14 protein-coding genes are annotated in these 13409 nt (G+C 75.0%); 10 read left to right on the top strand and 4 right to left on the bottom strand.

Translation table 11 applies throughout. The features are described 5' to 3' along the window. Nucleotide 1 precedes the first annotated feature (1 nt). A complete protein-coding gene (locus ASG41_RS12620; RefSeq protein WP_056295179.1) occupies nt 2-1165 on the top strand; it encodes an acyl-CoA dehydrogenase family protein in 1164 nt (387 codons plus the stop codon). Then, on the top strand, nt 1162-1998 hold the full coding sequence (locus ASG41_RS12615; RefSeq protein ID WP_056295175.1) for a CoA ester lyase: 837 nt from the start codon (nt 1162-1164) through the stop codon (nt 1996-1998). Before ASG41_RS12620 ends, ASG41_RS12615 begins: the two co-directional genes overlap by 4 nt. A 4-nt stretch (nt 1999-2002) precedes the next feature. Here the strand turns inward: ASG41_RS12615 and ASG41_RS12610 are convergent, their stop codons facing one another. Beyond that, a complete protein-coding gene (locus ASG41_RS12610) occupies nt 2003-2338 on the bottom strand; it encodes a hypothetical protein (protein WP_157519400.1) in 336 nt (111 codons plus the stop codon). A gap of 69 nt (nt 2339-2407) precedes the next feature. Here ASG41_RS12610 and ASG41_RS12605 point away from each other — a divergent pair, with 69 nt between their 5' ends. From ASG41_RS12605 to ASG41_RS12585, 5 genes are all read left to right on the top strand, one after another. Continuing rightward, nucleotides 2408-3811 (top strand): threonine/serine exporter ThrE family protein, encoded by a 1404-nt coding sequence (locus ASG41_RS12605; protein ID WP_056295170.1) that lies wholly within the window; start codon nt 2408-2410, stop codon nt 3809-3811. Between the two features lie 82 nt (nt 3812-3893). Beyond that, nucleotides 3894-4391, top strand: coding sequence for an Lrp/AsnC family transcriptional regulator (locus tag ASG41_RS12600; protein WP_056295167.1), 498 nt, complete (start codon nt 3894-3896; stop codon nt 4389-4391). 73 nt (nt 4392-4464) lie between these two features. Then, entirely contained in the window at nt 4465-4941 is a 477-nt protein-coding gene (locus tag ASG41_RS12595; protein ID WP_056295165.1) for a DUF2231 domain-containing protein, read from the top strand. Nucleotides 4942-4994: 53 nt separating this feature from the next. Further along, nucleotides 4995-5729 (top strand): VIT family protein, encoded by a 735-nt coding sequence (locus tag ASG41_RS12590; protein ID WP_056295163.1) that lies wholly within the window; start codon nt 4995-4997, stop codon nt 5727-5729. 1 nt (nt 5730) lies between these two features. Beyond that, complete coding sequence (locus tag ASG41_RS12585) at nt 5731-6687, top strand: DUF2332 domain-containing protein (protein WP_056295160.1); 957 nt, start codon at nt 5731-5733, stop codon at nt 6685-6687. A 59-nt stretch (nt 6688-6746) separates the two neighbouring features. On the opposite strand, the gene ASG41_RS12580 is transcribed toward ASG41_RS12585, so the two are convergent. Next, on the bottom strand, nt 6747-7160 hold the full coding sequence (locus tag ASG41_RS12580; RefSeq protein WP_157519399.1) for a hypothetical protein: 414 nt from the start codon (nt 7158-7160) through the stop codon (nt 6747-6749). 303 nt (nt 7161-7463) lie between these two features. Between ASG41_RS12580 and ASG41_RS12575 the strand changes: the two genes are divergently transcribed. Beyond that, entirely contained in the window at nt 7464-8333 is an 870-nt protein-coding gene (locus tag ASG41_RS12575; RefSeq protein WP_162245562.1) for a PP2C family serine/threonine-protein phosphatase, read from the top strand. 81 nt (nt 8334-8414) lie between these two features. Continuing rightward, nucleotides 8415-8876 carry a GGDEF domain-containing protein gene (locus ASG41_RS12570; protein ID WP_056295151.1) on the top strand — a complete coding sequence of 154 codons (462 nt, stop codon included), beginning with the start codon at nt 8415-8417 and terminating at the stop codon, nt 8874-8876. A 9-nt stretch (nt 8877-8885) separates the two neighbouring features. On the opposite strand, the gene ASG41_RS12565 is transcribed toward ASG41_RS12570, so the two are convergent. Both ASG41_RS12565 and speB read right to left on the bottom strand, forming a co-directional pair. Next, nucleotides 8886-10781 (bottom strand): primary-amine oxidase, encoded by a 1896-nt coding sequence (locus ASG41_RS12565; protein WP_056295149.1) that lies wholly within the window; start codon nt 10779-10781, stop codon nt 8886-8888. Further along, complete coding sequence (speB, locus tag ASG41_RS12560; RefSeq protein ID WP_056295146.1) at nt 10778-11818, bottom strand: agmatinase; 1041 nt, start codon at nt 11816-11818, stop codon at nt 10778-10780. Before speB ends, ASG41_RS12565 begins: the two co-directional genes overlap by 4 nt. A gap of 168 nt (nt 11819-11986) precedes the next feature. Between speB and ASG41_RS12555 the strand changes: the two genes are divergently transcribed. Next, nucleotides 11987-13357 (top strand): NAD-dependent succinate-semialdehyde dehydrogenase, encoded by a 1371-nt coding sequence (locus ASG41_RS12555; protein WP_056295143.1) that lies wholly within the window; start codon nt 11987-11989, stop codon nt 13355-13357. Nucleotides 13358-13409 lie beyond the last annotated feature (52 nt).

Raw genomic sequence — 13409 nt, 5'->3', positions numbered from 1 at the left:
CGTGGACTTCACCCTCAACGAGGAGCAGCGCGACTTCCAGCAGGCGCTGCGCCGCTTCGTCGACCGCGAGATCGTGCCGGTGGCCTCGGAGTGGGAGCGCACCGGCCGCTACCCGACCGAGATCGTCGACCACCTCAAGGCGATGGGCCTGTTCGGCCTGACCACGCCCGAGGAGTTCGGCGGCCTGGCGCTGGACATGGTCAGCTTCACCCTCGTCTACGAGGAGATCAGCCGCGGCTGGATGGGCATCGCCGGCATCCTCGGCAGCCACGGCCTGTCGGCCTGGATGATCGCCAAGCACGGGACGCCGGCGCAGAAGCAGCGCTTCCTGCCCAAGCTGGCCACCGGCGAGTGGCGCACCGGCGTCGGCCTCACCGAGCCCGGGGCCGGCACCGACCTGCAGGGCATCGCGACGACGGCGGTGCTGGACGGCGACCACTACGTCGTCAACGGCACCAAGACCTGGATCACCAACGCCCGGCACGCCGACGTGCTGCCCGTCCTGGTGAAGACCGACCCGGCGGCCGAGCCCCGGCACCGCGGCATGTCCCTGCTGCTGGTGGACACGTCGTCGGAGGGCTTCGAGGTCAGCCGGGACCTGGGCAAGCTCGGCTACAAGGGCACCGAGTCCTGCGAGATCTCCCTGGTCGACGTCCGGGTGCCGGCCACCGACCTGCTCGGCGGCGTCGAGGGCCTGGGCATGAAGCAGGCCTTGAGCGGCCTGGAGATCGGCCGGCTCAACATCGCCGGCCGCTCGGTCGGCGTCGCGCAGGCCGCCTACGACGCCGCGCTGAAGTACGCCGGCGAGCGCGAGGCGTTCGGCCACCCGATCGCGGAGTTCCAGGCCATCGCGCTCAAGCTCGCCGAGATGGCCACCCAGCTGCAGGCCGCCCGGCTGCTCACCTACTGGGCCGCCTCCAAGGCCGACGCCGGCCAGCGGGTGGACGCCGAGTCCGGCATGGCCAAGGTGTTCGCCTCGGAGACCGCGTTGGCGTTGTCGCTGGAGGCCATGCGGATCCACGGCGGCTACGGCTACTCCACCGAGTTCGTCGTCGAGCGGCTCTACCGCGATGCCCCGCTGATGGCCATCGGCGAGGGCACCAACGACGTGCTGCGCACCGTCATCGCCAAGTCCCTGGTCGCCGGCACCACCGTCGTCGGGTGAGCGTCCGCAGCTGGCTCTACGTGCCCGGCGACCGGCCCGACCGGTTCGACAAGGCCGTGCGCACCGGGGCCGCCGTCGTCCTGGACCTGGAGGACGCCGTCCCGCCCGCCGGCAAGGACGCCGCCCGCGACGCCGTCGTCGAGTGGCTGCGCGGCGAGGCCGGGGACGGCGAGGTCTGGGTGCGGGTCAACACCGGCGGCCGCGGCCGGGACGACGTCGACGCCGTCGCCCGGACCCCGCGCCTGACCGGCGTGGTGCTGCCCAAGGCCGGGTCCCCGGCGCTGCTGGACCGGGTGCACGACCAGCTGTCCGCCGCCGAGGCCGCCACCGGCCGCGCCCCGTGCAGCCTGGGCGTCAGCCCGCTGGTGGAGAGCGCAGCCGGCGTGCTCGCCGCGCCCGCGCTGGCCGCCGGCCCCCGGGTGCGCTGCCTGCAGCTGGGCGAGGTCGACCTGGCCGCCGACCTCGGCGTCACCCCCGGCCCGGACGGCGCCGAGCTGCTGCTGGCCCGCAGCACCGTCGTCCTCGCCTCGGCCGCCGCCGGCATCGCGCCGCCGCCGGCCGCGGTGTCCACCGAGTTCCGCGACCTCGACGCCTTCGAGGCGCAGACCCGGGCGCTGCTGGCGCTCGGGTTCCGCGGCCGGTCCTGCATCCACCCGGCGCAGGTCGCCGTCGTCGAACGGGTCTGCCGGCCCAGCGCCGACGACGTCGCCGCTGCCCGCGACGTGCTCGCCCGGCTCGCGGCGTCCCCCGGGGTGGCGGTCGGCGCCGACGGGAGGCTGCTGGACGAGGCCGTCGCCCGGCAGGCCCGCAGCACCCTCGCCCTGGCGACCTGACCGGTCAGCCGACGCCCGAGCCGCTGCCCCACAGCGGGTGCGCCGTGACGAGCACGGCGACCACCGCGAGGCCCACGCCGAGCAGCACCCAGGAGGGCCAGGCGGCCGGACGACCGGCGAGCAACCCGCGTCCCAGCTGGATCGCGCAGACGCTGCCCACGAGCACCGCCCAGGTCAGCAGCACCCAGCCCAGCAGCCACAGCAGGGCCCCCAGCGACTCCGGGGCGACCGCCAGGCCACCGAACACGGCCGCCGCCGCACCAGCCAGCACCAGCGTCACGACGGCAGCCACCCGCGCGGCACCGACCTGCGGCGGGCCGGCCACGGTGGTATCGGACACGCGCGCAGGCTAGGGCGCCGCGCCGACGGGCAGCAAGGGCCTGGGCGCCGCGGTCCGTAGCCTGCGTCAGTGACCGATCGGCCCGCCGTCCCCCGGCACGGCTGGGGGCGACTGCCCGAGAAGGCCCGGCGCGCCGTCTCCGGCACCGGACCGCCCACCGAGCCGTTGGCGCTGCGGGCCCGGCCCAGCGGTGTCGACGCCGAGACCGCGCGCTCCGCGCTGGGCCTGGCGCTGCGGATCGGGGAGTCGATGATGGCCGTCGGCGCCTCCGCTGCCGACGTCACCGCCACCGTGCTGCGGGTCGCCGCCGCCTACGGGCTCACCGACTGCCAGGTGGACATGACGTTCACCTCGCTGACCATCGGGCACGACCCCGACGGCCTCCCCCCGGTCGTGCTGATGCGCATCGTCCGCCCGCGCGGCGTCGACTACACCCGGCTGCAGGGCATCACCGACCTCGCCGCCCGGGTCACCGGCGACCGGCTGGACCTCGAGGAGGCCCACCGCAGCCTGGACGACGTGCTGGCCGCCCCGCACCCCTACCGGCGGCAGATCCACGCCCTCGGCTGGTCCGGGGTCGCCGGCTGCGTCGCGTTCCTGCTCGGCGGGGACTGGCTGGTGGCCCTGGTCGCCGCGGTCACCACCGCCGTCGTCGAGCGCACCATCCGCGCGCTGAACCGCCGCGGGCTGCCGGTGTTCTTCCAGCAGGCTGCCGGCGCCGCGATCGCCACCGGGACGGCGGTGCTGCTCGTGGTCGCCGGGGTCGACGTCCGGGCGTCGCTGGTGGTCGCCGCCGGCATCGTCGTGCTGCTGGCCGGGCTGTCGCTGGTCGGCGCCGCGGAGGACGCGATCAGCGGGTTCCCGGTCACCGCGGCCGCCCGGGCCTTCGAGGTGGTCACGCTGACCACCGGCATCGTCGTCGGCATCGCGGGTGTGCTGGACCTGGCCCAGCGCTGGGAGGTGCCGCTGCGGGTGGTCGACCCGGCCACGGTGACCGTGCCCTTCGGGATCACGCTGGTCGCCGCGGCCGTCATGGGCGGCGCCTGGGCGCTGGCCTCCTACGCCCGGCCCCGGGCCATCGCCGTCGCCGTGCTCTCCGGTGCGCTGGCCTGGACGACGTCGTCGGTCGCCGCCGGGCTCGGTGGCGGGGCGGCCGTGACCAGCGCCGCCGCGGCCGTGGTCGTCGGCTTTTGCGGAGAGGCCCTCGGCGACCGGCTCCGCGTCCCGGCCCTGCTGGTCGCGGTCTGCGGCATCGTGCCCCTGCTGCCCGGCCTGGCCATCTACCGCGGGCTGTTCGCCGTCGTCGTGGACGGCGACGTGGCCGGCGGCGCCTCCGGACTCGTGGGTGCCGCCGCCGTCGGCCTCGCCCTGGCCGCCGGGGTCGTGCTCGGCCGCTACCTGGGCCGACCGCTGGGCGGGCGGCTGGACCGGTTCGAGCGGCGGGTGCGCCGCCGGGCTGCCCTCAGCGAGTGAGCGTTCCCGGCGGGCCGCCGTCGCACTACGCTTCTCGTCGTCCGGCAGCCGTCCGGCGACGGTGTCCGTGGGGGAGGGCCGCATGACGTCTCGGGAACGCCCTGCGCTGGCGCTGGACGACACCTCGCGGGCCATCATCGAGCAGCTCCAGCAGGACGGTCGCCGTCCCTACGCGCGGATCGCCGAGGCCGTGGGGCTGAGCGAGGCCGCCGTCCGGCAGCGGGTGCAGCGGCTCCTGGACGCCGGGGTCATGCAGATCGTCGCCGTCACCGACCCCCGGCAGGTCGGCTTCCCCCGCCAGGCCATGGTCGGCATCCGCACCCTCGGCGACACCCGGGTCGTCGCCGACGCGCTCGCCGCCTTCGACGAGGTCGACTACGTGGTCATCTCCGCCGGCTCGCTGGACCTGCTGGTCGAGGTGGTCTGCGCCGACGACGAGCAGCTGCTGGACACCGTCAGCCGGATCCGCGCCGTCGACGGCGTCGAGTCCACCGAGACCTTCCTGTACCTGGGCCTGCGGAAGCAGACCTACGCCTGGGGCACCCGGCGGGCCGACGGTGGGGACCCGCCCGTCCTGTGAGGACGGTGTGCGGCGCACAGTCCCGGCACACGCAGGCGTGACGTACTGACCTCCTCACCGGAGGAGACACGACGTGCCCGAGACCCTGTTCGGCCTGCCCGCCCACCCGCTGATCGTGCACGCGACGGTCGTGCTCGTCCCGCTCGGCGCGCTGCTCGTCCTGCTGCACGCCCTCTGGCCTGCCGCCCGGCGCCGGCTGGGGATCGTGACCCCGCTCGTCGCACTCGTCGGCCTGGTGCTCACCCCGTTGTCGACGGCGAGCGGGGAGGACCTGGAGCGGATGGTCGGGCGCAGTTCGCTCATCGAGGCGCACTCCGAGCTCGCCGACGGCCTGCTGCCCTGGATGGTGGCGCTGTTCGTCATGGCCGTGGTGGTCCACCTGCTCGGTCGCCGTCCCGCCGGAGCGCGCCGGGTCGTTGGTCTGGTCGCCGCGGTGCTGGCCGTCATCGCGGTCGTCGGTGTCACCCAGCAGGTGGTCCGGATCGGGCACTCGGGGGCCGAGGCCACCTGGTCCGACGTGTCCTCCGGCGGGACGGCAGACGGCGACTGAGCGCAGCCTGACCATGCTGGTCGGGGCCCGGGGATCGACCTACATTCGCCCCCGTGAGCCTCGACGAACCCGCCGCACCGGTCGGCACCCACCCCGCCGAACCGCACGCCGGGGCGCTGGGCACCCGGCTGAACTGGCTGCGCGCCGGCGTCCTGGGCGCCAACGACGGGATCGTGTCGACCGCCGGGCTGGTCGTCGGCGTCGCGGGGGCGACCACCGCCCACGCGCCGGTGCTCACCGCCGGGGTCGCCGGCCCGGTCGCCGGGGCGGTCTCCATGGCGCTGGGCGAGTACGTGTCGGTCAGCAGCCAGCGCGACAGCGAGCAGGCGCTGCTGGACAAGGAGCGGGTCGAGCTCGCCGAGATGCCCGAGCAGGAGCTCGCCGAGCTGGCGGCCATCTACGAGTCCAAGGGCCTGTCCCCGCAGACCGCCCGCACGGTCGCCGAGGAGCTGACCGCCAAGGACGCCTTCGCCGCGCACGTCGAGGCCGAGCTGGGCATCGACCCCGACGAGCTGACCAACCCCTGGCACGCCGCGGGCGCCTCCGCGGTGGCCTTCACCGTCGGCTCCCTGCTGCCGCTGGCCGCGATCCTGCTGCCCCCGGCCGGCGCCCGGGTGCCGGTGACCTTCGTGGTCGTGCTGCTCGCGCTGGCGCTGACCGGGGTGCTCAGCGCCCGGCTGGGCGGTGCACCGGTCCGGCCGGCCGTCGTCCGGCTGGTCGCCGGTGGGGCGCTGGCGATGGCGGTGACCTTCGCGATCGGGGCCCTGGTCGGCGGGATCGGGCTCTGACGTGGGTGACCCTGCTGCCGTCGCCCGGCGCTGGCGTGCCTTCGCCGACCACGAGGCCCCGGTCCGCTCCCCGCACTACGCGGCCCTGGCCACCGGGGTCGCTGCCGACCCGGACCTGCTCGCCTTCCTGGCCGCCCTGCCTCCGCTCAAGCGCCAGCCCAACCTGCTGCTCGGCGTCCTGACCCTGCTGCACGACCGGCCACCGGCGGACGACGCCGAGCTCCGCGCCTGGGTGCTGGACGACGTCGACCGGGTGCGCACCGAGGTGCTCGCCCGCGCCACCCAGACCAACGAGCCCGCCCGCTGCGCGGCCCTGCTGCCCGCGCTGGCGGGGCTGCCCGGACCGCTCGCGCTGATCGAGGTCGGCGCCTCCGCCGGGCTGTGCCTGTACCCGGACCGGTACGCCTACGACTACCGCCCCGGTGGCCGGCTGGGGGAGTCCGAGCTGGTCATCGGGTGCGAGGTGACCGGCGCACCGCCGTTGCCCGCCCGGCTGCCCGAGGTCGCCGTCCGGGTGGGGATCGACCTGAACCCGCTGGACCCGGTCGCGGACGCCGCCTGGCTGCGCGCGCTGGTCTGGCCGGGTCCCGGCCACGACGAGCGGGTCGCCCGGCTGTCCGCCGCCGCGGCGGTCGCCGGTCGGGAGCCGGCCCGGATGGTCACTGGGGACCTGCTCGAGGTGCTGCCCGACGCCGTCGCCTCGCTGCCCGCCGGGGTGACGCCGGTGGTCTTCCACACCGCGGTGCTGACCTACCTGCCCGCGGCCAGCCGGTCGGCGTTCGTCGAGCTGGTGCGGTCGCTGCCGGTGCACTGGGTGTCCCAGGAGGGGCCCGAGGTGTTCACCGAGCTCGCCGTGCCGCCGCACCCCGCCACCGACGAGCGCTTCCTGCTCGCCGTCGACGGGACGCCGGTCGCCTGGACCGCCCCGCACGGCGGCTCCCTCGACTGGCTCGGCTGACGAGCGCCGACGGGTGCGTCCGGCCGGCCCCGTGACCGGCCGGACGCACCCGCCGGGGGTCAGGGGGTCGGGTCGGTGCTGCGCGCCTGCTCGGGACGGCGCGGGGTGGGGACGGCGCGAACGGGCACTGCGACGCTGCGGGTGCTGACCAGCACCGCGGCCGGGGCGTCGGGGTCCGGCGTCGCCGTCCAGGTGTCCGACCAGTCCTGGCCGTCGACGGTGCGGGTGCGGTGGTCGCTGCGCCCGGGCGGGAACCAGGCCCCGAACGTCGTCCCGGCCGGCGGGTGCAGGCGCATCCGGTGCGGGTGGACACCGGCCCGGGCGGTCATCAGGTCGACGGCGGCGAAGACCAGTGCCGCCGGGTCCGCGTGCCCCGTGGACGCCGGCAGACCCGTCCCCCGGACCGTCGCCGACCACCGGCCCGACCGCTGCGCGCAGTCGACCTCCCACGCCACCCAGGACGTACCGCTCACGCCGCCACTCACCCCGTGATCGTTTCTGGCGACCACCGGTCTCGGATCGCCCCGACGAATCTAACCAGCGCATCGCCGCGGTGGGTCACGAGTCGGTGACGGTCCGAGCACCGCGTCCGTGCAGGTGAGGTGGTTGCACCGCACACCTGTGCCCACGGGTGGCTGCCGGCTGCTCCTCGTCCAGGAGGTGGGCGTCACCCACCCGCCCGGGTCACGTCACGGCGTCTCGGGCGGGCACACGAGCGGCCGGGCTGTTCTACTGATCACGGGTTCCCCGAGGGAGATGACGAGGTCGAGGTGGGTGTGGCGCTGTCGTTCGTGGCCGCTGCGCGCTCGCACACCGGTCCCCGCCCCGACAACCAGGACTCCGGGCTCGCCGCGCCGTCCCTGATCGCGGTGGCCGACGGGGTCGGCGGCAACGTCGGCGGCGCCGTCGCGTCGTCCCTGGTGGTGTCCTGGTTGGCCCCCCTGGGCCGCGGCACCCTGGACGACGAGCCCGACGGCGGCCTGGCCCAGGTGGTGTCCGGGGCCAACGAGCGCATCCGCGCCGCCGTCGGCCAGCGCCCCCGCCTGGAGGGCATGGCCACCACCATGTCGGCCATCGGCGTCGTCGGCGACCACGGCGTGCTCGCCCACATCGGCGACTCCCGGGCCTACCGCTACCGCGCCCCCGAGCTGGTGCAGCTCACCCGCGACCACACGCTGGTCCAGGCGCTCATCGACGCCGGCAGCATCACCGAGGAGGAGGCGCTGGTCCACCCCCAGCGCTCCGCCGTCTACGCCGCCCTGCACGGCGGCACCGACGACACCGAGGGCCTCGAGGTGCACTGGGTGGACGTCGTCCCCGGCGACCGGCTGCTGGTGTGCTCCGACGGCCTGTCCGGCGCGCTCTCCCCGCAGACCATCGCCGAGCACCTCGCGCTGGCCGAGAACCCCGACCAGGCCGCCGCCACCCTGCTGGGCGCGGCACTGGCCGCCCCCGCCTCGGACAACGTCACCGTCGTGGTCGCCGACGTGGTCGCCGGGCCCGTCCTGCCGGCCCGGCACCGCACCGTCGGCGCCGCGGGCAGCGGGCGCGACGAGACCCTGGAGGCCCTCGAGGCGCTCTGGCCCGGCCCCTCGACCGGCGCCTTCCGGCCGGTCGCCGGCGCCGCGGGGTCCGCCGGCAGCTGATCCCGCCCCACCCGTCACCCCTGCGGGTGGGTCCCGGCGCGCCGACTCCAGGTCCGGACCGACCGGTCCGACAGTGAGCGCGTGACCACGCTGCTCGACGGACCGCGCACGTCGACCCCGCCCGGGGCCCCCGACACCGACGCCGTCACCCTGCTGCCCGGACGGGCCGCCCTGCTCGACGTCCTCGCACTCCGCCGACCCGTCGCCGGGTCCGCCGTCTCCGGGCTGGTGGTCCTCGGGCTGGTCCGCGACACGGCACCGCTGGGCGCCGGCACCCTGGTCGCCGTCTCCGACGCGCTCGCCGGCGTCCTGCTCGAGGGCGAGTGGCTGGCCCGCTGCGGGCCGGCCGAGTTCGCCGTCGTCACCGACGACGTCCCCGAGGACGCCGCCACCCGGCTGCTGGGCGCCCTCGAGGTCCCGGCGGCCGCCGGGGTCAGCCCCGGCGTCCCCGGCCGGGACGCCGTCGAGGTGCTCCGGCTGGCCGCGCTCGGCCTGGCCATCGCCCGCGTCGGCGCCCCCGGACGGGCCGTCCGCTACCCCTGAGCCGCCGGCTCAGTGGCAGTGCGAGCCCTTCGACGGCGGCACGTCCAGGGTGGGGTTGCGGTCGAAGAAGCCGCTGGGCTTGAGCTCGAACCGGACGATGTCCACCGGCATCACCGGCCAGTCCTCCACCCGCGGCACGTGGTGGATGCCGAACACGTGCCACAGGACGACGTCGGTGGCCTCGGTGGACCGCTGCGCCTTCGTCCACTCCGGCAGTCCGGCGTCCCGCGAGCTCTGGTTGCAGAACTCCCCGGCCGGCCAGCGCTCCTCGCGGTCGTAGGGCGTCACCCAGACGGCGTGCTCGACGAGACCGGCGCGCTGCACCAGCGGTGACTCCGGGCCCGCCAGTGCGGGGATCGCCGCCCCGGGGGACAGCTTGTAGGCCGTCGGCGTGCCCCAGGCGTTGGTCTTCTCCGCACTGGTCACCTTCCAGGCCCGCTGCGAGGCCCAGTCGGGGTCGAAGCCGCCCTCGGTGGTGATCGGCGTCGACTTCTGGGTCAGCGCCAGGCCGTAGGGGTTCCGCTCGCCGACCGGCAGCGCCTCGGTGTGCGTCTGGACGACGGTGTTGGCCGGCCCGTCGACCTCCATGTCCAGCCGCGCCACGATGAAGTGCTGGTGGATCGGGGCGTAGGTGTGGTCGTCGACGACGGTGCCGTGCGGCGGCGGGGTGTGCTCGAACGCCGAGGTCACCATGATCCCGGTCGCCCGGACCTCGCACTCGATCTGGCCGTCCTGGTAGAAGCGCCAGTAGACGAGGTACTCGTAGTTGGCGACGGTCGCGTGGAAGCTGACCACCAGGCGGCGGGAGCGGCGGACCTCGGCGCCGGCGTTCTCGTCGACGTGCTTCCACAGGACGCCGTCGTCCTCCTCGTGGATGCAGATCGCGTTCTTGATCGTGTACGGCTCGGCGTGGCTGTCGTGCAGCACGGCGTCGACGTAGGTGATCTCGCCCAGGCAGTCGCAGCCCAGCTCCAGGCTCGTCGTCATGAAGCCCAGGCCCCACTCGCCGATGTCGAAGGCGGTGCGGCGGTAGTGGTCCTCACCGGGGTCGCGGTAGGGCACGACCATCTCGGCGAAGCTCATCCGGTGCGCGACCGAGCGCCCGTCGATGCCCACGCGGTGCAGCACGAGGCCCTCGCGGTGGTTGAACCCGATCCGCATCGACCAGCCCAGCCAGGTCAGCTCGTTGCCCTCCAGGGTGAAGGAGACGCCCTCGGGCTGGGTGACCTCGAAGGCCTTGACGTCCTGACGCTGCACGAGGCCGGGGACGAGGGCGGGCACGTACTCGCCCATCGCGCCGGTCGGGGCGGCCACCGAGAAGGTGTCCTCGACGTCGAGGAGCTCCATGGTGTTGAGGTCCACCACGTGGTGCAGGCCGTTGACCGGGTGGGCGTAGGGGTTGCCGTTCTTGGTGGCGCGCACCCAGACGTCGGTCCAGCCGACCCGGCGGTCGGCGAACTGCTGCGGGATCAGCGAGTGCCCGTAGGCCCAGGTGTCGATGAGCACCAGGTCCAGGTCGGTGATGCCGCGAGCGGCCAGCGACTCGACGACGCGGGGCTCGGCGATCAGCGCGACGTGCGCCTCGTGCCACTCGTCGACGGTCATGTTGGGCTGCTCGCCGGGCACCGGCGTCCACTCCAGGACGGCGTCGTCGGTGAGCGACACGACCGCCTTGTAGGCGGCGTTCGCGGCCCGGTCGAAGCAGGTGACCAGCGCCTCCCGCGGGTTCGGGTCACCGGGCTGCCAGCTGCGGACGACGTCCTTGGCGGGCTCGCGGAGCTCGATGTTCGCGAAGCGCCAGCCCTCGGCGACGCCCTTGTCGCGGCGCAGCACGGCGGCGGCCGCGCGGAACTCCTCGGCGGACAGCGGGTCCAGCGGGTGGGCGGTGGGGGCCGTGCTGGTCATGAGGTCGCTCCGTGGGGTCGGTCGGGTCGATCGGCGAGCAGGGGGAGGGCGGGGTCCCAGGGGGTGCCCCCGCGGGCGTCGCGGCGGCGCCGGGCGATCGCGGACAGCGCCTCCAGCACCACCCGGTTGGCCAGGGCGGCGGTGATGTCGGCGTGGTCGTAGGGCGGGGACACCTCGACGACGTCGATGCCCACCACGGGCAGCTCCAGGCACAGCCGGCGGACCGAGTCCAGCAGCTCGCGGGCGGTCAGCCCGCCGGGCTCGGGGGTGCCGGTGCCCGGCGCGTGCCCGGGGTCGCAGACGTCGATGTCCACGGAGAGGAAGACGCCGTCGCAGTCGTCGGTGGCGATGGTGGAGGCCTCGGCCAGGCAGGCGGCCAGGCCGCGGTGCCCGATCTCGGTCATCTCGTAGGAGCGCATCCGCTGCTCCGCCATCCAGTCCAGCGTCTCCGGGGGTGGCCAGTAGCCACGCAGCCCGACCTGCAGGAACCGGTCCCCGCGCAGCGCCCCGGACTCGATCAGCCGGCGCATCGGCTGGCCGTGGCCCCACAGCGACCCGAACTCGATGTCCCCGGTGTCGGCGTGCGCGTCGAAGTGGATCATCGAGACCCGGCCGTGGCCGAGCACGTCGGCGACCCCGCCGGCGTCGGCGAAGGCGATCGAGTGGTCCCCGCCGAGCACGACCGGGATCGCACCGGCCCGGACGACGTCGGCCACCGCGGCACGCAGGGCGGGCAGCGCCACCTCGATGTCCCCGGAGTACATCTCCACGTCGCCGGCGTCCAGGACCCGCAGGTCGCGCAGCCCGTCGGTGCGCAGCGCCAGGCTGGGCCGGGAGCCGTCGTGCGGCAGGTAGTCGGTCATCCGGATCGCCTGCGGCCCGAACCGGGTGCCCGGCCGGTGGCTGGTCCCGCCGTCGAACGGGGCCCCCAGGACGACGACGTCGGCGCCAGCCATCGAGGCCGGGTCGGTGTGGTCGCACCGGTCGACGCCGAGGTAGGTGACGTCCGGGCCGTACTGCGCGCCGTAGCGGGCCATGCTGGTCCTCCTGAGGCGACGGAATCCGTCGGTGGAGGCTACCGCGACGACCGTATCCGTCGAGGCTCTCCGGCCTCCCGGTCCTGCTGCGTGGGCCCTGACGCGCCACGGAGCCGCTCGGCGGGCCATGATCAGCCCGAGACACGCCGTCCCGAGATCGGAGCACCCATGACCGAGTACGCCGTCGTCGACCCCGCCACGGGGGAGACGGTCGCCAGCTACCCCACCGCCACCGACGAGCAGGTCGAGCAGGCGATCGCCGCGGCGTCGGCTGCGCACCGCGGGTGGTCCCGGTCCTCCACGGTGCAGGAGCGGGCCGCGCTGCTGCGCCGCGTCGCCGAGCTGCACCGCGAGCGCAAGGACGAGCTGGCCGCGCTGATCGTCCGCGAGATGGGCAAGACCGTCACCGCCGCCGAGGGCGAGGTCGACTTCGCCGCCGACATCTACGAGTACAACGCCGACAACGCCGAGACGGTGACCGCCGACCAGCCGATCGACCTGGTCGAGGGCTCGCAGGGCACCGCGGTGATCCGCCGGGCCTCCCTCGGCCCGCTGCTGGGCGTCATGCCCTGGAACTTCCCGTACTACCAGGTGGCCCGGTTCGCCGGCCCGAACCTGGCGGTCGGCAACACGATCGTCCTCAAGCACGCCCCGCAGTGCCCGGAGTCCGCCGCGGCCATCGAGCAGGTGTTCCTGGACGCCGGCTTCCCCGAGGGCGCCTACGTCAACGTCTACGCCAGCAACGACCAGGCCGCGACGATCATCGCCGACCCCCGCGTGCAGGGCGTCTCGCTGACCGGCTCCGAGCGGGCCGGGACGGCGGTCGCCGAGGTCGCCGGGCGGCACCTGAAGAAGGTGGCCCTGGAGCTGGGCGGGTCCGACCCCTTCGTGCTGCTGTCCACCGACGACCTGGACGGCGCCGTCTCCGCCGCCGTCGAGGCCCGGATGGACAACAGCGGGCAGTCCTGCAACGCCGCCAAGCGCTTCGTGGTGCACACCGACCTCTACGAGGACTTCCTGGCGAAGATGACCGCGGCGATGACCGCGATCGTGCCGGCGGACCCGACGAAGGCCGAGACGGAGCTGGGCCCGCTGTCCTCGCTGCGGGCCGCCGAGACCCTGGACGCCCAGGTGCAGCGGGCGGTCGCCCACGGCGCCACCCTGGTCGCCGGCGGCACCCGCACCGGCGCGTTCTTCGAGCCGACCGTCCTCACCGACGTCACCCCGGACAACCCGGCCTACGGCGAGGAGTTCTTCGGCCCGGTCGCCGTCGTCTACTCCGTGCCCGACGAGGACGCCGCCGTGGAGCTGGCCAACGACACCGGCTTCGGCCTGGGCTCCTACGTCTTCACCACCGACCCGGCCCAGGGCGAGCGCGTCGCCGACCGGATCGAGGCCGGCATGGTCTACGTGAACCTGGTGCTCGCCGACTCCCCGGAGCTGCCCTTCGGCGGCGTCAAGCGCAGCGGCACCTCGCGCGAGATGGGCCTGCTGGCCGCCGACGAGTTCGTCAACAAGAAGCTGGTCCGGATCGGCTGAGCAGCTCGGCCCCCGGCGCGCACTCACGCTCTGGGTGCGCGCCGGTGCCGTG

Origin of the sequence: Modestobacter sp. Leaf380 (assembly GCF_001424485.1) — a bacterium.
Lineage (GTDB): Bacteria > Actinomycetota > Actinomycetes > Mycobacteriales > Geodermatophilaceae > Klenkia.
This window is presented reverse-complemented; position numbering and strand designations above follow the sequence as displayed.